This window comes from Mesorhizobium jarvisii (genome assembly GCF_003601985.1).
GTDB classification, from domain to species: Bacteria; Pseudomonadota; Alphaproteobacteria; order Rhizobiales; family Rhizobiaceae; genus Mesorhizobium; species Mesorhizobium jarvisii.
Genome location: NZ_QZXA01000008.1, coordinates 204,182 through 225,854 on the forward strand (window position 1 = coordinate 204,182; position 21,673 = coordinate 225,854).

At 63.9% G+C, this 21,673-nt stretch carries 22 protein-coding genes, 1 tRNA gene and 1 pseudogene; 10 read left to right on the forward strand and 14 right to left on the reverse strand.

Features of this window, described 5'->3' with window-relative positions:
* Positions 1 to 154 precede the first annotated feature (154 nt).
* From yidC to rpmH, 3 genes are read right to left on the reverse strand one after another with little or no spacing between them, the layout of a single operon-like run.
* Entirely contained in the window at positions 155 to 1,966 is a 1,812-nt protein-coding gene (gene yidC / locus D3242_RS21395; RefSeq protein ID WP_019862425.1) for a membrane protein insertase YidC, read from the reverse strand.
* 14 nt (positions 1,967 to 1,980) lie between these two features.
* Positions 1,981 to 2,334: a ribonuclease P protein component gene (gene rnpA, locus D3242_RS21400; protein ID WP_064985287.1), complete on the reverse strand. Its 354-nt coding sequence runs from the start codon at positions 2,332 to 2,334 to the stop codon at positions 1,981 to 1,983.
* Positions 2,335 to 2,348: 14 nt separating this feature from the next.
* Entirely contained in the window at positions 2,349 to 2,483 is a 135-nt protein-coding gene (rpmH, locus tag D3242_RS21405; RefSeq protein ID WP_008833937.1) for a 50S ribosomal protein L34, read from the reverse strand.
* A gap of 280 nt (positions 2,484 to 2,763) precedes the next feature.
* Between rpmH and D3242_RS21410 the strand changes: the two genes are divergently transcribed.
* Both D3242_RS21410 and D3242_RS21415 read left to right on the forward strand, forming a co-directional pair.
* Positions 2,764 to 4,251, forward strand: a complete 1,488-nt coding sequence (locus D3242_RS21410) for an ATP-binding protein (protein WP_019862423.1) — start codon at positions 2,764 to 2,766, stop codon at positions 4,249 to 4,251.
* Positions 4,252 to 4,527: 276 nt separating this feature from the next.
* Positions 4,528 to 4,604: transfer RNA gene (locus tag D3242_RS21415), tRNA-Arg, on the forward strand.
* A gap of 200 nt (positions 4,605 to 4,804) precedes the next feature.
* On the opposite strand, the pseudogene D3242_RS34485 reads toward D3242_RS21415, so the two are convergent.
* From D3242_RS34485 to D3242_RS21445, 6 genes and pseudogenes are all read right to left on the reverse strand, one after another.
* Positions 4,805 to 4,873, reverse strand: a pseudogene (locus tag D3242_RS34485) (hypothetical protein); the annotation flags it as partial.
* An 11-nt stretch (positions 4,874 to 4,884) separates the two neighbouring features.
* Positions 4,885 to 5,112 carry a DMT family transporter gene (locus D3242_RS21425; RefSeq protein WP_019862422.1) on the reverse strand — a complete coding sequence of 76 codons (228 nt, stop codon included), beginning with the start codon at positions 5,110 to 5,112 and terminating at the stop codon, positions 4,885 to 4,887.
* Positions 5,113 to 5,143: 31 nt separating this feature from the next.
* Complete coding sequence (locus D3242_RS21430; protein ID WP_064985289.1) at positions 5,144 to 5,668, reverse strand: GNAT family N-acetyltransferase; 525 nt, start codon at positions 5,666 to 5,668, stop codon at positions 5,144 to 5,146.
* Positions 5,669 to 5,681: 13 nt separating this feature from the next.
* Positions 5,682 to 6,209, reverse strand: a complete 528-nt coding sequence (locus D3242_RS21435) for an XRE family transcriptional regulator (protein WP_236952197.1) — start codon at positions 6,207 to 6,209, stop codon at positions 5,682 to 5,684.
* Between the two features lie 317 nt (positions 6,210 to 6,526).
* The gene (locus tag D3242_RS21440; protein ID WP_064985292.1) at positions 6,527 to 7,057 is read right to left on the reverse strand and encodes a dihydrofolate reductase family protein; all 531 of its coding nucleotides are present in this window, start codon (positions 7,055 to 7,057) and stop codon (positions 6,527 to 6,529) included.
* A 265-nt stretch (positions 7,058 to 7,322) separates the two neighbouring features.
* Positions 7,323 to 8,024: a GntR family transcriptional regulator gene (locus D3242_RS21445; protein WP_064985294.1), complete on the reverse strand. Its 702-nt coding sequence runs from the start codon at positions 8,022 to 8,024 to the stop codon at positions 7,323 to 7,325.
* Between the two features lie 216 nt (positions 8,025 to 8,240).
* On the opposite strand from D3242_RS21445, the gene D3242_RS21450 reads away from it, so the two are divergent.
* From D3242_RS21450 to D3242_RS21485, 8 genes are all read left to right on the forward strand, one after another.
* Entirely contained in the window at positions 8,241 to 9,281 is a 1,041-nt protein-coding gene (locus D3242_RS21450) for an ABC transporter substrate-binding protein (protein ID WP_019862415.1), read from the forward strand.
* Positions 9,282 to 9,474: 193 nt separating this feature from the next.
* Positions 9,475 to 10,560, forward strand: coding sequence for an ABC transporter ATP-binding protein (locus tag D3242_RS21455; RefSeq protein WP_019862414.1), 1,086 nt, complete (start codon positions 9,475 to 9,477; stop codon positions 10,558 to 10,560).
* Positions 10,557 to 11,480, forward strand: coding sequence for an ABC transporter permease (locus tag D3242_RS21460; protein ID WP_019862413.1), 924 nt, complete (start codon positions 10,557 to 10,559; stop codon positions 11,478 to 11,480). The genes D3242_RS21455 and D3242_RS21460 overlap by 4 nt, the downstream gene beginning before the upstream one ends.
* The gene (locus tag D3242_RS21465; RefSeq protein WP_064985296.1) at positions 11,477 to 12,277 is read left to right on the forward strand and encodes an ABC transporter permease; all 801 of its coding nucleotides are present in this window, start codon (positions 11,477 to 11,479) and stop codon (positions 12,275 to 12,277) included. Before D3242_RS21460 ends, D3242_RS21465 begins: the two co-directional genes overlap by 4 nt.
* Before the next feature lie 30 nt (positions 12,278 to 12,307).
* A complete protein-coding gene (ggt, locus tag D3242_RS21470) occupies positions 12,308 to 13,894 on the forward strand; it encodes a gamma-glutamyltransferase (protein WP_064985297.1) in 1,587 nt (528 codons plus the stop codon).
* Between the two features lie 66 nt (positions 13,895 to 13,960).
* Positions 13,961 to 15,481, forward strand: coding sequence for an acyl--CoA ligase (locus D3242_RS21475; RefSeq protein WP_064985299.1), 1,521 nt, complete (start codon positions 13,961 to 13,963; stop codon positions 15,479 to 15,481).
* 2 nt (positions 15,482 to 15,483) lie between these two features.
* Positions 15,484 to 16,464 (forward strand): 2-dehydropantoate 2-reductase, encoded by a 981-nt coding sequence (locus D3242_RS21480; protein WP_064985301.1) that lies wholly within the window; start codon positions 15,484 to 15,486, stop codon positions 16,462 to 16,464.
* Positions 16,465 to 16,608: 144 nt separating this feature from the next.
* The gene (locus tag D3242_RS21485) at positions 16,609 to 17,001 is read left to right on the forward strand and encodes a lysozyme inhibitor LprI family protein (RefSeq protein WP_064985303.1); all 393 of its coding nucleotides are present in this window, start codon (positions 16,609 to 16,611) and stop codon (positions 16,999 to 17,001) included.
* Between the two features lie 76 nt (positions 17,002 to 17,077).
* Here the strand turns inward: D3242_RS21485 and D3242_RS21490 are convergent, their stop codons facing one another.
* Genes D3242_RS21490 through D3242_RS21510 form a run of 5 tightly spaced genes read right to left on the reverse strand, consistent with a single transcriptional unit; the run spans position 17,078 to position 21,670 of the window.
* Entirely contained in the window at positions 17,078 to 18,049 is a 972-nt protein-coding gene (locus D3242_RS21490) for a branched-chain amino acid ABC transporter permease (protein ID WP_081296173.1), read from the reverse strand.
* A gap of 22 nt (positions 18,050 to 18,071) precedes the next feature.
* Positions 18,072 to 18,959, reverse strand: a complete 888-nt coding sequence (locus D3242_RS21495; protein WP_020629107.1) for a branched-chain amino acid ABC transporter permease — start codon at positions 18,957 to 18,959, stop codon at positions 18,072 to 18,074.
* A 7-nt stretch (positions 18,960 to 18,966) separates the two neighbouring features.
* Positions 18,967 to 19,677, reverse strand: coding sequence for an ABC transporter ATP-binding protein (locus D3242_RS21500; RefSeq protein WP_064985307.1), 711 nt, complete (start codon positions 19,675 to 19,677; stop codon positions 18,967 to 18,969).
* Positions 19,670 to 20,449 (reverse strand): ABC transporter ATP-binding protein, encoded by a 780-nt coding sequence (locus D3242_RS21505; RefSeq protein ID WP_064985308.1) that lies wholly within the window; start codon positions 20,447 to 20,449, stop codon positions 19,670 to 19,672. Before D3242_RS21505 ends, D3242_RS21500 begins: the two co-directional genes overlap by 8 nt.
* Positions 20,450 to 20,461: 12 nt before the next feature.
* A complete protein-coding gene (locus D3242_RS21510; protein ID WP_064985309.1) occupies positions 20,462 to 21,670 on the reverse strand; it encodes an ABC transporter substrate-binding protein in 1,209 nt (402 codons plus the stop codon).
* Positions 21,671 to 21,673: the final 3 nt, after the last annotated feature.

The window sequence follows — 21,673 nt, forward strand, 5'->3', positions numbered from 1 at the left end:
CCGGGTGAGGGCTGATCGGAATTGATAGCCTTTGGAAATGCACACGCAGTCACGCTCCGCGACCGCTCGCAGTTTCGCCGATCACGGGAACGTGAACGGATATCCACCCAAAGAAAAAGCCCGGACGAACCGGGCTTTCGCGAAGAGAGAGCTTCTATTCCGCCGGTGACGGTTTCTTTTTGAACAGGGCCATCAGATTGTCCCATAGCTCGATCTTGGCGCCCTGGCGCTTCATGATCACACCCTGCTGCAGGATCGACAGCGTGTTGTTCCAGGCCCAGTAGATGACCAGGCCGGCCGGGAAGCCCGCCATCATGAAGGTGAAGATAACAGGCATCCAGGTGAAGATCGCGGCCTGCGTCGGATCCGGCGGCGTCGGGTTCATGCGCATCTGCAGGAACATGGTGACGCCCATGATCAGCGGCCACACGCCGATCATCAGCATGTGCGGCAACGTCACCGGGATCAGGCCGAACAGGTTGAACAGCGACGTCGGATCGGGCGCGGCCAGATCCTGGATCCAGCCGAAGAACGGCGCGTGCCGCATCTCGATGGTGATGTAGAGCACCTTGTAGAGCGAGAAGAAGACCGGGATCTGCAGCGCCACCGGCCAGCAGCCGGCAAGCGGATTGATCTTCTCGGTCTTGTACAGCTCCATCATCGCCTGCTGCTGCTTCATCTTGTCGTCCGCGTATTTCTCGCGGATCTCCAGCATCTTGGGCTGCACCTTCTTCATGTTCGCCATCGACGCGTAGGACTTGTTGGCGAGCGGGAAGAAGATGGCCTTGACGATAACGGTGGTGGCGAGGATCGCCAGGCCGAAATTGCCGAAGAATTTGTAGAGCGTGTCGATCAGCCAGAACATCGGCTTGGTGATGAAATAGAACCAGCCCCAGTCGATCAGCAGATTGAACTGACGAATATGACGGTCCGCCTCGTAGGCGTTGATCTTGGCGACTTCCTTGGCGCCGGCGAAGATCTCAGTCTCCACCGTCGCGGACTGGCCGGCCTCGACATTGATGGCATCGGTCAGGAAGTCGGACTGGTAGCGGTGCCGGCCGTCCTCGAAAAAGGCGTAGCGCGGCTGGAAAGGCTGCTTTTCGGTCGGCACCAGCGTGACGGCCCAGTATTTGTCGGTGATGCCGAGCCAGCCATCGGTCGACTTGCCGGGCGTAATCTGCTTGTCGGATTCGATCTTGGCGTATTTGTACTCGGCCAGGCCCTCGGTGCCGGTAACCCCGATCAGACCTTCGTGCAGCACATAGGTGCTGGCAACGGCGGGCTTGTCGTAGCGCGTGACGCGGCCGTAATTGAACAGCGAAACCGCGCTCGAGCCGGAATTCTGCACCGTGTCCGACACCGTGAACATGTAATTGGCGTCGACGGAGAAGATGCGCTTGAAGGTCAGGCCCTTGTCGTTGGTGTAGGTGAGCGTCACCGGCGTCGATGGGGTCAGCGTCGGGTTGCCCTCGACATTCCACACCGTTTCGGCACCCGGTACCGTACCCGTCTTGTCGTTGCCGACGAAGCCGATCTCGGCGAAATAGCCGGTGGGCAGCGCCTGCGGGTTGAGCAGTTCGATCTCGGGCGAATTCTTGTCGACGGTCTCGGTGTAGTGCTTGAGCTTGAGGTCGTCGAGGCGCGCGCCAGTCAGGTTGATCGAGCCCTCGAGGCTCGGCGTGTCGATCTTGACGCGCTTGGAAGCGGCCAGCGCCTGATCGCGGCCAGCAGCGGTGACGGTGTCACCGCCGGGCGCGTTGGGAATGGTGCCCGGCGCCGGAGCCGGCGTTCCAGCACCCGGATTGGCGGCCTCGGCCGCCTTCTTCTGCTCTTCCACCCGCTGCTGCTCGATCTTGGCGGCCTCGCGCTGCTGCTCTACGCGCGGGTTCATGTAGAAAACCTGCCACAAAGTCAGGATCAGCACCGACAGCGCGATGGTGATGAAGAAGTTCCGGTTGTTTTCCATCGAGAGCCTTTGGCCTATCGTGTTCCGCGAAGTCGGCGGGAGAGTTCAGCCTTCAACTGGCCGAAAGGGGCGCGCAGCGCATCGTCGCGCCCGACGATGACATAATCATTGCCGGGCACCATGTCATCTGCGGCATGGACGCGGACGGCCTCTTTAAGCCGCCGCCTGACGCGGTTGCGCACAACAGCGTTGCCGACCTTCTTGGTGACGGTGTAGCCGACGCGCGGTACCCGGCCATCGCCGCGGTCGAGGACCTCGACGAGGAAAAACCGTCCGCGTCGCTTTTCACCACGACGGACGGCCAGGAATTCCGCGCGTTTCAGAAGCCGCTTGGGATTTTGCCCCACTGGCTTGCCGGTTGCGGGCAACGATATCGTCTCGCTTAGGCGCTGAGCCGCTTGCGGCCGCGGTTGCGGCGAGCTGCGACGACTCCACGACCACCCTTGGTGGCCATGCGGGCACGGAAACCGTGCCGGCGTTTGCGGACGAGTTTGGACGGTTGGTAGGTACGCTTCATTTGTTTTAATACCGCGGGGTGCGGCCCTTCTTGATTCTGTCACTCTGTAACAGGAGCTTTGCCGGGCCGGCTTTGGCGCGATCGAAACCGCGCCGGGACGAGTGGCCCGAGCGTGAGCGGGCTTATAGAAAGAAGGGTTTTGGAAGTCAATCCGGCGTCGGCGCGGCGCGGACGCCGGCTTCATGACGGTAATTTAATGTTCCGGCCAAAGGATGAAATTGGCAAAAATGCCGTAATCGCCTAATCTTGGCCGATCAAGTGATCGTGAAGACAGAGTCGCATGAGCGAAACCAGCCAAGCGGGGGAAGGGAACGGAACGGCGCCCGCCGCCGTCCGCACGGTACCCCTGTCACGCGGCCTGTCGACGAAACTGCTGCTGCTGACCATCGTTTTCGTGCTTCTGGCCGAAGTGCTCATCTTCCTGCCCTGGATCGCCAGCTACCGGCTGAGCTGGCTCAAGGAACGGCTGAGCACGGCGGCGGCCGTGTCGATCGTGCTGGTGCAGGGCGAGTCGACCTCGCTGTCGCGCACGGCACAGAATGACGTGCTGATGGCGATCGGCGCCAAGGCGATCGCGGTGCGCGACGGCGGCGTCTCGCGGTTGCTGGTGGTGGCGGACATGCCGCCGCAGGTCGATGAGCATATCGACCTCGCCAGCGTCGGCATGATCAAAGGCATGACCGGCGCGCTCGACACGCTGTTCTTCGGCGGCGACCGGATGCTGCGCGTCTTCGGACCGGTCGGCGACAGCGACAAGGAATTCGAGCTGATCATGCCGGATTACTCGCTGCGCAAGGCCATGCTCATCTATTCGCGCAACGTCGCCTTCGTCTCGCTGCTGATCTCGCTGTTCACCGCCATGCTGGTCTATGCCGCGATCGACCTGATCATGATCGGGCCGATCCGCACGATGACGCGCTCGATGCTGTCCTTCTCCGAAGCGCCCGACGACCCTGGCCGCATCATCCATCCCGCCGCCCGCTCCGATGAGATCGGCGTTGCCGAACGCGAACTGTCGCAGATGCAGGAGCGGCTGCAAAAGATGCTCTCCGAGCAGAAACACCTTGCCGATCTCGGCCTGGCTGTCTCGAAGATCAACCACGACATGCGCAACATCCTGGCCTCGGCGCAGCTGATTTCGGACCGCCTGCGCCTGGTCAAGGACCCGACCGTGCAGGCCTTCGCGCCGAAGCTTTTGCGCGCGCTCGACCGGGCAGTCTCCTATTCAGAAGGCGTACTTCACTATGGCCGCACGCAGGAGCCGCCGCCTTCGCGCCGCCGGGTGCGGCTGCGCCAGCTGGTCGAGGACGTGCACGGCCTGCTCGACATCGAGGAAGGCATCGAGTTCATCAACGCCGTCGAGGCGGCTTTCGAGGTGGACGCCGATTCCGACCAGCTGTTTAGGGTGCTCACCAATCTTTGCCGCAACTCGGTGCAGGCGATGGCGGCCGACACCGAGAGCGCCGTGGTGCGGCGGCTCGCCGTATCGGCCGAGCGCATGGGCAGCGTCAGCCGCATCGCCGTCACCGATACCGGCCCCGGCCTGCCACCGAAGGCGCGCGAAAACCTGTTCGCGGCGTTCCGCGGCTCGGCGCGCAGCGGCGGCACCGGCCTTGGCCTGGCGATCGCCCACGAACTGATCAGGGCGCATGGCGGCACGGTGGAACTGGTCGAATCGATTGGCGGGCGCACCACTTTCGCCGTCACCATCCCCGACCAGCCGGTGCGGCTCGACCAGGCCCGCGGCAGCCTGCGCCGCCCGGCGTGACGGGCTCGGCGCTGTTTTCCCGAGGCTTCTGCCCCTCAAGTCTGACGCTTTCGATGATCTTCGCCGCGACTTTTCCCCACTCGGCCTGAATCAGACTGGCTTCGCGGCAGCTTCAAAGCCCTGGGATCGGGGCCGTCGTCACCGGATGACACACCCACGACAAAACTTTTGCCGGATCGGCTTGCTTTTCCCAAATTCAGTCGTTAGGGAACTGCACACATTCGCGGCCGGTCCTTGGGATCGGATCGCAGGGCCGTTGAAAACATGGCCTGATGCGCGCCCGTAGCTCAGCTGGATAGAGCACCAGACTACGAATCTGGGGGTCAGGAGTTCGAATCTCTTCGGGCGCGCCAAAAACTCATCCATGTCGTTGGGTATTCGGATCGAGTGGCCCGTCGGAAGCCACGCGAGAGTCGATCTGTCGCACAGGTGTCACACCGAGGCGGATGACAAATCGTGGCGACGATCCGGAAACGAGGTTTCAAGCCCTCTCTGCCGGCGGCATGAGGAGCGCGCGAGGGACGTCACGGGCGTGTCGAGAAGCCGTCGTTCGTTATGCCCTTGCCCTGACGAGCACTCCGATCACAACGAGCATCAATCCGATCAGACGCCCCATGCCGAAAGGCCTTTCGGTTAGTCCGAACGCCCCAAAGTGATCGTAGACCGTGAGGCATCGAGGTCAGGGCGGGTACGGATCGAGCGCCAACTGCCGAGCCTGACCACCAGCAGACGGGCCGCGACGGTGGCTATCAAGAAGGCCAAAAAGACCGCGGCAAGCGAATCGCGGTTCAGTTCCTCGGACAGACGCGCGCAAATCGGACCTTGCGCGGCAACCAGCATTCCGCCGATCACCGCGCTCATGCCAGCGAGAATCAGACCCGCTGGCACCCGGCTATATCCGCCTGAACATGTAGGTCGTCGCGTGCAGCGCCTTGCCGTCCGGGTCCCAGGCGAAGTCGGGGATCACACCAGCCACCTCGAAGCCGACAGAAGCGTATAACGGCTCCGCGGCGTCCCCGGTTCGCGTGTCGAGGGTTACGAGGGTTTTCCCCAGTTCACGCGCGCGATCCAGCGCTTCATTCATCAGGGCTCGCCCGATGCCGAGCCTGCGTGCCTGCGGATGGACGATCATCTTTGCGATCTCGCAGCGATGCGGCTGGTTGGGCGGCATGGCGGTGAGAAGCTGGACGGTTCCGACGATCTCGCCGTCCCGCTCCGCGCCGAAAAGCACTCTGCGTCCTGCAGCGACCTCACGTCGAACATCGCCCGACCAGAACCGAGCCGCGTCCTCGTAGGGCATGGGCGCCATGAAGCTGATAGCCGCGCCATCGGCTACGCTGTCCGCGAGAACCCTGGAAAGCTCGCCCAGCCTTTTTTCGATGGCGAGACCGTCGAGTTCAATGATCTGCATTTCCATGTATGGCGGTTCCTTAAGCCATGGCGATAATGTAGCGGGCCGATTGTTCGCCGGTCTCAAAGGAAGAGGCGCCACGCAGCCGATAGCGCAGGCAGTCACCGGGACGCAGGTCGTGCCGAACGCCATCGACGATCAAAACAAGCGCACCTGCCAAAAGCACGAGGTGGTGTTCGTGCCCCGGAAGAGCGGGCCGATCGTAGACGATGCGCTGGTTGGGCGCGATCTCGCACTCGATCATTTCGAGCTTCAGCTGCCCGCTGGGCGGCGAAAGAGCACGACGAGTGAAGCCCTTCTCCTGATCCGACCATATGCTTTGGTCAGCGTGGTGGACAAGCGGGGGAAAGTCCGGCTCGAGCGGCGCCAGAAGCTGGGAAAGCGGCAATGCGAAAGCCGACGCCAGACGACCAAGCGTTTCCGCTGTGGGGCTGACTTCGCCATTCTCGATCCGCGACAACGTCGCCCGACTGACCCCGCTGTTTGCCGCGAGCTCCTGAAGGGTAAGCCCGCGATCTGCTCGAAGCAGACGAAGATGGTCGGCCAAGGCTTTAACGTGGCGAGACGCTGTGTCCATATGTGGGAAAATATCCCAAGTCAGGGAAATTGCAAGCGCGAGACCAGATCGTAAACATGTCTATCGCACGGCCCCAAAGGCAGCTTCTGGGAACGCTGGAAGCGGCGGTGAATGTCTCGAGGAGCCGGAAGCGACGCGCCATAGCGCATAGCCGGCGGCTCGAAGCCTGGGCCATCTGCAAGAAGGAGGACCTGGAGGCGATAGCGTAGACAAGTGATCATCTTAGCCCGGTGGGGCCCAACCCAAGACCGGACTTCAGCGGCGATTTCATTCGACGGGCCGCGAGCTTATACAGGAACGTAGGTCAACCTGATCACATCCTCGCCGATCCGATCGTGGGTCATAAGGCGCAGCGGTGGCCGGGGTCCGGCAAAATAGGGCTTGCCGTGCCCAAGCACGACGGGATGCAAGTAGATCCGATACTCATCGATCAGGCCAAGTTCGGTGAGGGTTTGCGCCAGGTTAGGGCCGGCAACTTCGATCTCCCCATCGCGGTCGGCCTTCAACTCCCGCATCGCGCCCTCGAGATCATCCCCGACGAGCCTGGCGTTGGGACCAACCGACTTCAACGAGCGCGAGACGACCCATTTCGGCTGGTTCCGCCACGCCGCCGCGAAGGCGCGTTCGTGCGCATTCCATTCGGGATGATCGTCGTCCCAGTACCGCATGATTTCATACATCCGGCGGCCATAGACACTGCCCGCCTGCGCCTGAGCCTCCTCGATGAAGTGGCGGAAGAGCGTGGGGCCTGGCGCAAATCCCATATGGTCGACATAGCCGTCCAGGGACTGGTTCATTCCGAACACGAGCTTGGCCATACCCCTTCCTTCCTCACCGGCACGTCCGCGCGGTTCCGATTGTGTTATGCAATCGGTTATAGGCTAGATCGACTGATTTTGGATCGCAATTGGTTTTTGGCGGGGTCGCGCTCGGCGAGGTCGAGCAAACCTACATGGCCCGGCTCAGCGAACGCGACGCCTTCTGGCGGGCGATGGAAAGCTGTCAGGCCACGCGAGCGTGGGTCGAGGCGTCCGCTAAAGCGCGCCGCGCCTGAACGGATTCATGCTTCGCGCTTTGGTCTCCTCAGGACGCCTTGGCGAGAAAGCTCTGGTAGTCCGACTTTGCCTGCAGCAGGCGCAGCACGTTTTCGCGTGAGCCGCGCACATGGGCGCGGGCCAGGGCGCCGGCCCGGGCGGCATCGCCGGCGCAGATCGCTTCGACGATCTCGGCATGCTCGTCGCGGGCGATCTTCCATTCGTCGAGCCACAAGAGTTCGGTCCATACATAGTGCTGGCACTTGTCGAGGATGCCGCACAGCATGCCGTGCAGCATGGCATTGCCGCTGATCTCAGCGATGACGCGATGCAGGTCGATGCCGACCTCCAGCTCCTGGAATTTTTCCTTTGTGGTGCGGTCCGGAATGGCGGCCAACCGCTCGCATTCGGCCAGCATGGCGCGCAGCCGCGCTTTGTCCTTGTCGGTCGCGGCGGCCGCGGCCAGTTCGGTCGCATGGCCGTCGAGCAGTTCGCGGATGGCGAAGGCCTCGCGGAACATGTTGATGTCGAACTCTGTGACGACATAGCCCTGGCGCGGCCGGCCGGTGACCAGGCCGTCGCGCTCGAGGCGGTTGAAGGCTTCACGCACCGGCGTGCGGCTGACATTGAGTTTTGCGGCTATGTCGCTCTCGGTGACGCGCGAGCCGGGCGGAATCTGGCCGGTCACGATCATCGCCTTCAGCGACGTGTAGACCGAGTCGCGCAGTGTGTTTTTGGGTTGCTTGCTCAAAGATCCGTCCCCACCGGCAATCGATATTTGCCTATCTCTATTCGCAGTCGGCGCGATTTGCCACGCCTTGACGGCGCTGCTCACGCCCGCCTGCATCGTGCCTGTCAGCCAGATTCGGACGGTGTTGACATCGTCGATCCCTAGGCTACACTGAAAATTGTATACAAAATCGCATGCTAAATCAAAACAAATGGGAACACCGGCTGGAGAACCGACATGAAAACCATCAATAGCCTTGGGATTGCCGCGGTCGCGGGCCTCATGGCATCGGCAGCGGCGCCCGCCTTTGCCGCCGATACGATCACTGTCGCCTCGTGGGGCGGCACCTATCAGGAGGCGCAGACCAAGGCGTTCTTCGATCCGACCGCCAAAGCGCTCGGCATCACCATCAAGCAGGACACCACCAACGGCCTCGACGACGTGCGGCTGCAGGTGACCGGCAACGCGGTGAAGTGGGACATCACCGAGCTTGGCGCCGACGAATGCGCGCGCGGCTCGAAGGAAGGGCTGTTCGAGAAGCTCGATTACGGCTTGATCGACAAGAGCGGCATCAACCCGAAGCTGGTCCATGACGACTGGGTCGGCATTTCCTACACCTCCGTCGTGCTGATCTACCGGACCGATGTGTTCGGCGACAAAGGCCCCAAGACCTGGGCCGATTTCTGGAACGTGGAAAAATTCCCGGGGCGGCGCGCGCTCTCCAGCAGCCAGGCGACCGAGACGCTGAGCGTCGCCGCTCTCGCCTCCGGCCTGCCGATCGACAAGGTCTATCCAGTCGACATCGACGGCGCCTTGAAATCGGTCGACAAGATCCGCGGCCATGTCGACGCCTGGTGGACATCAGGCGCACAGGCCATGCAGCTGGTCAAGGACGGCGAGGTCGACATGGCGAGCATCTGGAACGGCCGCGCCGGCACGCTGAAGAAAGAAGGCGCGCCGGTCAGCTTCTCCTTCGACCAGGGCGTGCTGACCGCCGACTGCATGGTCATCCCCAAGGGCGCCAAGAACAAGGAAGCGGCGATGAAGGCGCTGGCGATGTTCGTGAGCCCGCAATTGCAGGCCAACCTGCCGCTCTATGTCGACAATGGGCCGGTGAACGAAAAGGCCTTCGAGACCGGCAAGATCCCGCCCGAACGGATCAAGGACATCAACTCGGCGCCCGAAAACGTCAAGAAGCAGGTGCTGCAGGATGCCGAGTTCTGGCGCGACACGCTGGTCGAGGCGACCGAGAAGTTCAACAATCTGATCCAGCAATAGCTGCCCGGAAGACACTTCACGGCAGGGCGGCGCAAGCCGCAAAGGCTGCTTCGCCCCGCCCTCCTCTTCGCCGCCCAGAGCAGTTCACCGTTTCTCCGAAACGTCGAACCACTCTATCTCTTTGTTTTTACGCAATTCCTGAGGGAAAACCGCTCCTCACTTTCCCTGGAATTGCCCTAAGGAGAAAAGAATCTTGTCCATTGCGCCATCCGCGCTGCCGATCAGCATGCGCCGGATCGAGAAACGATTTGGCAGCGTATCGGTGCTGCGCGACCTGAACCTCGATGTCGAGGCCGGCGAGTTCCTGACGCTGCTCGGGCCTTCCGGCTCCGGAAAGACGACGCTGCTGATGATCCTGGCAGGTTTCGTGCGGGCCGATGGAGGGTCGATCCGGGTCGGCGACGACGAGATCATCACCACGCCGCCGCATAGGCGCAACATCGGCATGGTGTTCCAGAACTACGCGCTGTTTCCGCATATGAACGTTTTTCACAACATCGCCTTTCCGCTGAAGCAGCGCGGCGTGGCGGCCACCGAGACCGCCGAGCGTGTCGAAAAAGCACTGGAACTGGTGAAGCTCAAGGGCCTAGGCGAACGGCGTGTCGACCAGCTTTCCGGCGGCCAGCGCCAGCGCGTGGCGCTGGCGCGCGCCATTGTCTTCGAACCGCGCATCGTGCTGATGGACGAGCCCCTGTCGGCGTTGGACAAAGGCTTGCGCGAGCATATGCAGATCGAGCTGCGCGCCCTGCACCGGCGGCTTGGCATGACGACGGTCTATGTCACGCACGACCAGCGCGAAGCCATCACCATGTCGGACCGCATCGCGGTGATGAATGCCGGACGCATCGAGCAGCTCGACAAGCCCGAGACGCTCTACGCCGCGCCGAAGACGCAATTCGTCGCCGGCTTCATCGGCGAATCGAATTTCATTCCGGTCGAATGCCGCAACGGTTCGGTCTGGTATGAGGACAGGCGCATCCAAACGGCGGGGGCGGCACCGGCCCCCGGCCAACATCTGATGGTGGTGCGGCCGGAAAAGCTGCGGCTGGTCACGGCGGCCGAACCGTCGAGCGGCATCAATGTGCTCGATGCCACGGTCGGCGACATCATCTACCAGGGCGACAGTTTCGTCTGCTACGCGGTCCTGCGCGACGGCCGCCAGCTGACTCTGCGCGACTACTGCCGCAGCGATGTGCTGGCCAGGCTGCCGGCGCCCGGCCAGCCGATCCGCCTCGGCCTCGATGCGCAGGACACCATCCTGGTGGCGGCCGAAAGATGAGCGCGCCATCCGCCCTCCTGAGAGAACCAGCCGGCGCGGGCCGGGACCTCAACGCGCAGGCGCTGCGCGCCGACGCGCGGCGCGAGTCGCTGCGGCTGCTGGCACTTTTGTCGCCGAGCCTGTTCCTCGTCTTCGCCATCATCATCGTGCCGATCGGCTGGCTGTTCTGGCTATCGCTGTTCGACGAGGCCGGCGCCTTCAGCACATCCAACTATGCGCGCTTCTTCGAGCAGGCCTCCTACATCAAGACCTTCGTCACCACCTTCAAGGTCGCCTTCATCGTCACCGGCGCCTGCGTGCTGCTGGGTTATCCCCTCGCCTACATGCTGTCGCAGCTGCCGCGCCGGGCGGCATCGATCTGCCTGATCTTCGTGATCCTGCCGTTCTGGACGTCGGTGCTGGTGCGTACCTATGCCTGGCTGGTGATCCTGCAGCGCAAGGGCCTGATCAACAGCTGGCTGATCGACCTCGGCGTGATCAGCCAGCCGCTGTCGCTCGCCAACAATCTGTCCGGCGTGGTCATCGGCATGACGCATATCCTGCTGCCGTTCCTGGTGCTGCCGCTCTACGCCTCGATGAAGACCATCGACACCGACTGCCTGCGCGCCGGCATGAATCTCGGCGCCGGTCCGGTCGCAACCTTCCGGCAGATCTTCTTTCCGCTGTCGCTGCCCGGCCTTGCTTCGGGCGTGGTCATCGTCTTCGTGCTGTGTCTCGGCTTCTTCGTCACCCCGGCGCTGATGGGCGGCGGCAAGGTGATCATGTGGGCGATGCGCATGGAGCAGACCACCAGCCTCTATTCCAACTGGGGCGCGGGTGCCGCGCTCGGCGTGGTGCTGCTGGTGGTCACGCTGGCGCTTCTCGGCCTTTTCCAATGGCTGCTTGGCGCGCGCGCCACCGGCGTGTGGAGTTCCCGATGAGCGCAGATATCGGCCTGCCAATCTCGCATCGGCAACGCCTGTGGCTTTACGCTCTGGGCGGCCTGGTGTTGCTGTTCCTGATCGCGCCGTCGGTCATCATCGTCATCATGTCTTTTTCGGATTCGACGCTGCTGCAGTTCCCGCCGCAGCAATGGTCGCTGCGCTGGTACGAAACCTATTTCCAGTCGGTGGAATGGCGCGATGCGACCATCGTCTCGGTCAAGGTGGCTGTCATGACCGTGCTGGTGGCGACGCCGCTCGGCACCGCCGCCGCCTATGCGATCAACCGGGGCACGCTGCGCTTCAACGGCACCATCAACGCGCTGCTCACCGCATCGCTGATCATCCCGGTGATCCTGATCGGCATCGGCACCTTCTTCCTCTACGCCCGCATCGACCTCAACAACACGCTGACCGGGCTGGTCATCGCGCATACGGTGCAGGCCTTGCCGCTGGTGGTGCTGACCGTGCTGTCCGGCCTGCGCTCCTACGACATGAACCAGGAGCGCGTGGCGCGCAGCCTGGGCGCCGGGCGCATCGCCGCCTTCTGGCAGGTGACGATGCCGCAGATCCGTTTCTCGATCGTCTCGGGCGGGCTGTTCGCCTTCATCACCTCCTTCGACGAAGTGGTGGTTTCACTGTTCATCTCGGGCGGCGAGACCACCACGCTGACGCGGCGCATGTTCAACGCGCTGCGCGACCAGATCGACCCGACCATCGCCGCCATATCGACCTGCCTGATCGTGCTTTCCGTCCTGCTCCTGTCGGTGGCGCAGATCTTCGGGCGGCGGCATTGATTTCATCAGACCATGGGATATCCAGACAGAATGCGTGATTTCCAGTTTCCCGGCCGCTCGCCGGTTCGTGCCACGCAAGCGGTTGCCGCGACCTCGCACCCGCTTGCGACCCTTGCAGCTATCGACATGCTGCGCGCCGGCGGCAATGCCATGGACGCCGCCGTCTGCGCCGCCGCCGTGCAGGGCGTCGTCGAGCCGCAATCGACCGGCATTGGCGGCGATTGCTTTGTCCTCTACTGCCCGAAGGGACAAGGCGACGTGCTGGCCTTCAACGGTTCGGGCCGCGCGCCCGCGGGCGCCACCGTCGACTGGTATCTCGACAAGGGGTTCAACGAGCTTCCGAAACAGGGACCACACGCGGTGACCGTGCCGGGCGCCGTCGATGCCTGGAGCCGGCTGCTTCAGGACCATGGCCGCAAGGACCTTGCCGAGGTGCTGGCGCCGGCCATCCATTATGCCGAGGACGGCTATGTCGTGCAGGACCGCGTCGCCTTCGACTGGGCGGACCCGGAGATCGACCTTACCGCCGACGAACACGCCGCGCGCATCTTCCTGCCAGGCGGCCAGGCGCCGAAGGCCGGCGACATCCACCGCCAGCCCGAACTCGCCGCCACCTTGCGTGTGATCGCAAAGCAGGGCCGCGCAGGTTTCTACGAAGGGGCGGTCGCCGACGACATGGTGCGCCGGCTCAAGGAATTGGGCGGGCTTCACTCGCACGAGGATTTCGCCGCGACCAAGGGCGACTATGTGTCGCCGGTCAGCACCGCCTATGGCGGCCATGACATCCACCAGATGCCGCCGAACAACCAGGGGCTGACGGCGCTGCTGATGCTGAACGTTCTGTCCGGCTTCAAGCTCGGCGGCCTCGACCCCAATGGCGCCGAGCGGCTGCATCTGGAGATCGAGGCCGGTCGCCTGGCCTATCAGGACCGCGACCGTTTCGTCGGCGACCAGGACCAGGTTCATGTGCCGATAAAGCAGCTTCTGTCCGGCGCCTATGCCGACCGGCTGCGCGCCGAAATCCATCGCGACCGCGCCATGACGCATCTGCCGCGCCTGGAGCTACCGGGCAGCGACACGGTCTACATCTCGATCGTCGACCGCGACCGCAACGCGGTCTCCTTCATCAACTCGACCTATTACTCCTTCGGCAGCGGTGTCGTCGGGCCGAAGACCGGTGTTGTGCTGCAGAACCGTGGCTCGAGCTTCCGCCTCGACCCGGCGCATCCGAACGCGATTGCGCCCGGCAAGCGGCCGATGCACACGATCATGCCGGGCATGGCGACCAGGAATGGCCGCGTGGTGATGCCTTTCGGCGTCATGGGCGGCGGCTACCAGCCGTTCGGCCATGTCCATCTCCTGACCAACATGATCGACTTCGGGATGGACCCGCAGCAGGCGCTGGATGCGCCGCGTGTGTTCTACAATGATGACACGGTGGAGGCGGAGCGCAGCGTTCCCACTGCTGCGATCGAAGGCTTGCGCGAGCGCGGCCATCGCGTCGTCGAGCCGTACCAGCCGCTCGGTGGCGGCCAGGCGGTGCTGATCGACTGGGACAAAGGCACGCTGACCGGCGCCTCCGATCCGCGCAAGGACGGCATGGCGCTGGGATATTGAGGGCCGCCGGCTTCACACTGTGTGTCGCTGCTGGATTTCGACAGATTGGAACAATAGTCGGTGACCATGAGCACGAATTCAAAAGACCTTTCCCATCGCCTCGCCGCAGGCGCCGACGACGCGCCGGCGATCCTGGCGCCCGACAGGGCGACGCTGACCCATGGTGGGCTGCGCAGCCTGATCGCGGGTACCGCTGAGCGGCTGCATGCGCTCGGCATCGGCCGGGGCGACCGGGTGGCGATCGTGCTGCCGAACGGACCGGAGATGGCCACCGCCTTCGTCGCGGTGGCGGCGGTCGCGTCGACGGCGCCTCTCAATCCTGCGTACCGCGCCGACGAGCTGGATTTTTACCTCGCCGACATCGGCGCCAAGGCAATCCTGGTTTCGGAGACCGAGACCGGCCCGGCCGTGGCGGTCGCCGAACGGCTCGGCATCGGCGTGCTCAGGCTTGTCGTGCAAGCCGACGCGCCTGCCGGCTCCTTCACCATCGAGGGCGCGGCGATCGGTCCGCAGGCGGCGCCCGACATGGCAGGGGATGATGACATCGCGCTGCTGCTGCACACGTCGGGCACGACATCGCGCCCAAAACTGGTGCCGCTCAGCCATGCCAATATCGCCGCCTCGGCAGCCCATATCGGCGCCACGCTCGGCCTAAGCGCCGACGACCGCTGCCTCAACATCATGCCGCTGTTCCACATCCATGGGTTGATCGCGGCGGTGCTGTCGTCGCTGGCTGCCGGCGGCAGCATCTACTGCACGCCGGGTTTCAACGCGCTGCGCTTCTTCCAGTGGCTGGGCGATGCCAAGCCGAGCTGGTACACGGCGGTGCCGACCATGCACCAGGCGATCCTGCCGCGTGCGGCGCGCAATGCGGAAGTGCTGGCGGCGGCACGCCTGCGCTTCATCCGCTCGTCCTCGGCATCGCTGCCGGCGCAAGTGATGGGGGAACTGGAAGCGACCTTCGGCTGCCCGGTGATCGAATCCTACGGGATGACCGAGGCCGCCCACCAGATGGCGTCGAACCGGCTGCCGCCGGGCCTGCGCAAGCCGGGCAGCGTCGGTGCCGGCGCCGGACCGGAGGTCGCGGTGATGGCGCCGGACGGGCGGCTGATGGATCCCGGCGAGACCGGCGAGATCGTCATTCGCGGACCCAATGTCACCGCAGGATATGAGAAGAACCCGGAGGCCAATGCCACGGCCTTCGCGCATGGCTGGTTCCACACCGGCGACCAGGGCGTGCTCGATGAGGACGGCTATCTCCGCGTCACCGGCCGGCTCAAGGAGATCATCAACCGCGGCGGCGAAAAGATCTCGCCGCTCGAGGTCGACGACGTGCTGATGGACCATCCGGCGGTGGCGCAGGTCGTCACCTTCGCCATGCCGCATGACAAGCTCGGCGAGGAGGTGGCGGCGGCCGTGGTGCTGCGCGAAGGCATGATCGCCACCGAAAGCGACATCCGCAGCCATGCCGCCACGCGGCTCGCCGACTTCAAGGTGCCGCGCAAGATCCTGATCCTAGACGAGATCCCCAAGGGCGCGACCGGCAAGCTGCAGCGCATCGGGCTCGCCGCCAAACTCGGGCTTTGACGATGAAGATCACCATTTTCGGCGCCGGCGCCATCGGCGGCTATCTCGCCGCCAAGCTGGCGCTCGCCGGCCGTACCGACCTGTCGATCGTCGCGCGCGGCGCGCATCTGGAAGCGATCCAGGCAAACGGCCTGCGCCTGATCGAGGACGGCGAGGAATCGATGGCGCCTGTGAGAGCCGCCACCAACGCCGAAAAGCTCGGCGTCCAAGACATTGTCGTGCTGGCGCTGAAAGCCCATTCGCTGACCCCGGCGCTTGACCAGATCGCGCCGCTGCTCGGGGATCACACATCCGTCGTCACCATGCAGAATGGCGTGCCATGGTGGTATTTCCATCAACTGGGCGGGCCGCTCGAAGGCACAAGGCTGAGCGCGGTCGATCCCGAAGGGGCGATCTGGCAGCGGATCGGGCCGGAGCGCGTCATCGGCTCGGTCGTCTATCCCGCCGTCGAGGTCGACGCGCCCGGCCTCATCCGCCATGTCGAGGGCAAGCGGTTCTCGCTCGGCGAGCCCTCGGGCGAACGCAGCGAACGGGTGACGCGACTGGCGGAGGAAATGGTCAAGGCTGGCCTGCAGGCGCCGGTGCGCGAGGATATCCGAAGCGAGATATGGGTGAAGCTGTGGGGCAACCTCTCCTTCAACCCGATCTCGGCGCTGACCGGCTCCACGCTTGCGGCAATCGTCGCCGACGACGGCACCCGCACGCTCGCCCGCACCATGATGCTGGAAGCACAGGCGATCGGCGAAAGCCTCGGCGTGCGCTTTCCGATCGGGGTCGACCGCCGCATCAAGGGCGCCGGCGATGTCGGCGAGCACAAGACCTCGATGCTGCAGGACCTGGAACGGGGCCGACCGATGGAAATCGACGCGCTGGTGAGCGCGGTGCAGGAACTGGGCCGGCTGGTGGACAAGCCGACGCCGACCATCGACGCGGTGCTGGCGCTGGTGCGCCGGCTGGCGGTGGAGCGGGGGTGTTACGGGTGATGGGGGCACGGCGGGCCGAACCTTGACGCGCTGACGCTCTGCCCAACATATCGTGGGCCGCCCTCGTTGCCGATCCGAGATGGGCGTGCCGAAACAGATATGCCCTGACCCGCATCCAGCCTTTGGTATCAAGGAACCGCCTCCATGCTCCGATATGCCTGCCTCTTCGGAATTCTGGCCATGACAACGGCTCATCCAGCGATGGCGCAGAGCGATGATGAAATGAAAGCGTGCGTCGACCGGTCCGGCGGTGCCACGTCGGAAATGCTGGATTGCGGGAAAGTCGAGATCGACAAGTTCGATGCCAGGTTGAACGCGGCTTACAATACGCTGATGCATCGCGAACAAGGCCCTCAACGTGCCCGGTTGCAGCGCGAGCAGCGCGCCTGGCTGAAACATCATCTGCGGGAAGCGCATCGTCTTGCCGCCGATCCGAACAACGGATCGGCCGCTTTCCTTACATCTCAAAGCTTTGAATTGGACGATTTGAGCGCGCGCACAGCCGAACTCGAAAAACGTGTCCAGCAAAACCCGTAGTCGCTCAACCGGGGGTCATCGTTCGCCGGCACCCTGGCGTGGCCCGATCAATCGCGCCCGGTCGATCTGGAACTGATCAGTGCTTGCCCTGTCGCTTGAGAAGCCGCGCATAAAGTTCGCCGACAATGCCGCGCCGGAAGACCAGCACGCACACCATGAAGATCAGCCCGGTGGCGATGGTCACCGGGAAACCGGAGGTGGCAAGCGTGTTCTCCAGCCCGACGACGAGGCTGGCGCCGACAATCGGCCCGACCATAGTGCCGATGCCGCCCAGAAGCGTCATCAGGATCACCTCACCCGACATCTGCCAGGTGACGTCGGTGAGCGTGGCGAACTGGAAGACGATCGCCTTGAGGGAGCCTGCCAGCCCGGCCAGCGCCGCCGACATGACGAAGGCGCCGAGCTTGTAGTTGGCGACGGAATAGCCCAGCGAAATGGCGCGGCTCTCGTTTTCCCGGATCGAGCGCAGGATCATGCCGAAGGGTGAATTGACGATGCGCCAGATGGCGAAAACGCCGATCAGGAATACCGCGAGCACGAAGTAATACATATTCAGCGAGACGTTCAGGTCGAGGACACCGAACAGCATGCCGCGCGGTACGCCCTGAATGCCGTCCTCACCCTCGGTGAAAGGCGCCTGCACGCAGAAGAAGAAGAACATCTGTGATAGCGCCAGGGTGATCATGGCGAAATAGATGCCTTGCCGGCGAATGGCGAAGAAGCCCATGACCAGGCCGAGCAGCGCGCCGCCCGCCATGCCGAGCAGGATGCCGGCTTCCGGCGGCCAGCCCCACACCTTGACGGCATGCGCGGTGAAATAGGCGGCGCCGCCAAAGAAGGTGGCGTGGCCGAACGACAGCAGGCCGGTGTAGCCGAGCAGGAGATTGAACGCGCAGGCAAGCAGCGCGAAACACAGCATCTTCATCAGGAAGATCGGGTAAACCAGGAAGGGCGCTACCAGCAGCGCCGCTATGCCGAGCCCGACCAGCGTCCATTCGAGCCATGCCGGGGTTCCGGCTGATGTCTCGCGACGCGACAGCCCGGCCATGTCAGATGTCCCTTCCGACATGTCAGGCATCCCTTCCGAACAGGCCGGCCGGCCGGACCAGAAGCACGATCGCCATGATGACGAAGACCACGAGGTTGGAGGCCTCGGGATAGAAGACCTTGGTCAGGCCCTCGGCGAGGCCGAGCATGTAGCCGGTGACGATCGCGCCAAGAATCGACCCCATGCCGCCGATGACGACGACCGCGAAGACGACGATGATGAGATCCGATCCCATCAGCGGGCTCACCTGATAGACGGGGGCGGCCAGAATGCCGGCAAGCCCGGCAAGGGCGGAACCGAGGCCGTAGGTCAGTGTCAGCAGCAACGGTACGTTGACGCCGAAGGCCTGGACGAGACGGGGATTCTCGGTTGCCGCGCGCAGATAGGAGCCGAGCCTGGTCTTCTCGATCAGCGCCCAGGTTCCGAAGCAGACGATCAGCGAGGCGACCACGACCCAGCCGCGATAGTTGGGCAGGAACATGAAGCCGAGATTGGTGCCGCCCGCAAGCAGCGGCGGCACGGCGTAGGGGTTTCCCGACACGCCGTAGTAATAGCGGAATATGCCTTCGAGCACGAGCGCGAGACCGAAGGTGAAAAGCAGGCCATAGAGCGGATCGGTGTCGTAAAGCCGCGACAGCGCCAGGCGCTCGACCACGATGCCGAAGAGGCCGACGATCAGCGGCGCGAGGATCAGCGCGGGCCAGTAACCGATGCCGAGATAAGTGAGCAGCAGATAGCCTACGAAGGCGCCGAGCATATACTGGGCGCCATGGGCGAAATTGATGACGCGCAGCAAGCCGAAAATGACGGCCAGACCCAGGCTCAGCATGGCGTAGAAGGAGCCGTTGATCAGCCCCACCAGCAATTGGCCAAGCAGTGCCTGGACGGGGATTCCGAAGATCATCGTCATGGCGTCCTCATACACCCAGAACGTCGTGGAGCTGCCCCATGCGGTTCGTCAGTTCGCCGACCGGGAACCCGGCGACGACCTTGCCGTGCTCCATCAGGTAGAAGCGATCGGCGACACGGCTGGCGAAGCGGAAATTCTGCTCGACCAGCAGGATCGTCATGCCGCGCTTCTTCAACGTCACCAGCAACTCGCCGATGCGCTGCACGATGACGGGAGCCAGGCCCTCGGTCGGCTCGTCGAGAAGCAGCATCTTGACGCCGGTTCGCAGCATGCGGGCGATCGCCAGCATCTGCTGTTCGCCGCCCGACAGCCTCGTGCCGGGACTGTTGCGGCGCTCCTTCAGATTGGGGAAGAGGTCGAATATCTCCGCGACGCTCATGCCGCCCTCGGCGACGACCGGCGGCAGCACCAGATTCTCGTCGACCGTCAGCGTCGCGAAAATGCCGCGCTCCTCCGGCACGAAGCCGATGCCTTGATGCGCGGTGCGGTGCAGCGGCAGGCGCATCAGATCCGCACCGTCGAAAACGACCTCGCCGGTCCGAGTGCGGATCAGCCCCATGATGGCGCGCAGCGTCGTCGTCTTGCCGACGCCGTTGCGGCCGAGCAGCGTGACCGTCTCGCCCGCAAACACCTCCAGATCGACGCCGTGCAGCGCATGGCCCTCGCCATACCAGGCGTTGAGGCCGCGGACCGCAAGCAGGGGGGCGGCACTAGTCATCGGCGGTGCCCATGTAGGCGACCTTCACGCGCTCGTCGCGGCTGACCGTCGCGTAGTCGCCGGCGGCGAGCACCTCGCCGCGCTGCATGACGGTTATCCAGTCGCAGAGATCGGCGACAACAGTCAGATTGTGCTCGACCATCAGCACCGCGCGATCGCTCGCCACCGAACGGATGAGGTCGGAAATCATGGCGACGTCCTCATGCCCCATGCCGGCCATCGGCTCGTCCAACAGCAGCACCTTCGGGTCGAGAGCCAGGGTCGTGGCGATCTCCAGCGCGCGCTTCCTTCCATAGGAAAGATCGCCGGCCAGCCTGTTCCTGGCGTCGTCGAGACCAACGGAGCGCAACAGTTCGACGGCTCGCGGCGTCAGCCTATCGAGCGCCGCCAGGGAACGCCAGAACTGGACGCCGAGCCCACCCGGCCGCTGCAATGCGACGCGCACATTGTCGAGCACGCTAAGGTGCGGAAAGATCGCCGATATCTGGAACGAGCGCACCAGCCCCATGCGCGCCACCTTTGCCGGTGGCGTGCGGGTGATGTCGTGGCCGAGCAGTTCGATCCTGCCGCTGGTCGGCGCCAGGAACTTGGTGAGCAGGTTGAAAACGGTCGTCTTGCCGGCGCCGTTAGGCCCGATCAGCGCATGGATGTTGCGATGGCGGACGTCGAGATCGACATTCCTGACGGCGACGAAGCCGGCAAAATCACGCCGCAGCCCGCGGGCGGAGAGCACCACCGGCGGCTCGTCGGCGTTGAGATCAGACGGCGCCACGGGCCGCGCCGATCACTGGGCCGCGGTTGGACAGCCGCTTTCCTTCTCGCTCAGGAAGGCCTCGTTGCCGGGGATGGTTGCGAGATATTTGTAATAGTCCCAGTCCTTGGTGCTCTCGTTGGGCGCCTTGACCTGGTAGAGATACATGTCGTGGACCATGTTGCCGTCCGCCTGCACCTTGCCGTTGGTCGTCACGGCGTCGTCAACCGGCATCGAATGCAATTGCTTGGCGACGGCTTCGGTCTCGTCGGTGCCGGCCTTGTCGACCGCCTTCAGATACTGCGTCACCGCCGAATAGGTCGCGGCCTGGATCATGTTCGGCATGCGGTTGGTGCGTTTGAAAAAGCGCTGTCCGAATTCGCGGCTCTTGTCGTCGCGATCCCAGTAGTAGCCCTCGGTCAGCACGACGCCCTGCGCGGCCTGAAGGCCCAACCCATGCACCTCGGCCAGCGTGAACAGAAGTGCCGCAAGGCGCTGGCCGCCCTGAACAATGCCGAATTCAGCCGCCTGCTTGATGGAATTGGACGTGTCGAGGCCGGCGTTGGCCAGCCCGATGACCTTGGCGCCCGACGACTGCGCCTGCAGGAGGAAGGATGAATAATCGGTCGACCCCAGGGGATAACGCACTTCGCCCAGCACCTTGCCGCCGTGGCTCTCGACGAATTTGGCGGTCTGCTCCTTGAGCGAATAGCCGAACGCATAGTCGACGGTGACGAAGAACCAGCTGTCGCCGCCCTGCTGCACGAGGGAGCCGCCAGTTCCCACCGCCTGCGAATGGGTGTCATAGGCCCAGTGGAAGCCGTAGGGCGAGCATTGCTTGCCGGTGAGATCGGTGGTTGCCGCGCCGGTAACGATGTCGATCTTCTTCTTTTCCTTGGAAATCCCCTGGACGGCGAGCGCGACCGATGAGGTTGTCAGCTCCATGATGGCATCGACCTGTTCGGTGTCGTACCATTGCCGCGCGATGTTGGAGGCGATGTCAGGCTTGTTCTGATGGTCGGCGCTGATGATCTCGATCGGCGCGCCCTGTACCTTGCCGCCGAAATCCTCGACCGCCATCTTGGCCGCCTCGACCGACCATTTGCCGCCGAAATCGGCATAGACGCCGGATTGATCATTGAGGATGCCGATCTTGACTTTTCCGTCGGAAATTTCGGCGGCCGAGGCGGGGATAGCGGCCGCGGCAAGAAGCGCGGCGGAAACGAAATAGCTTACCTTCATTAT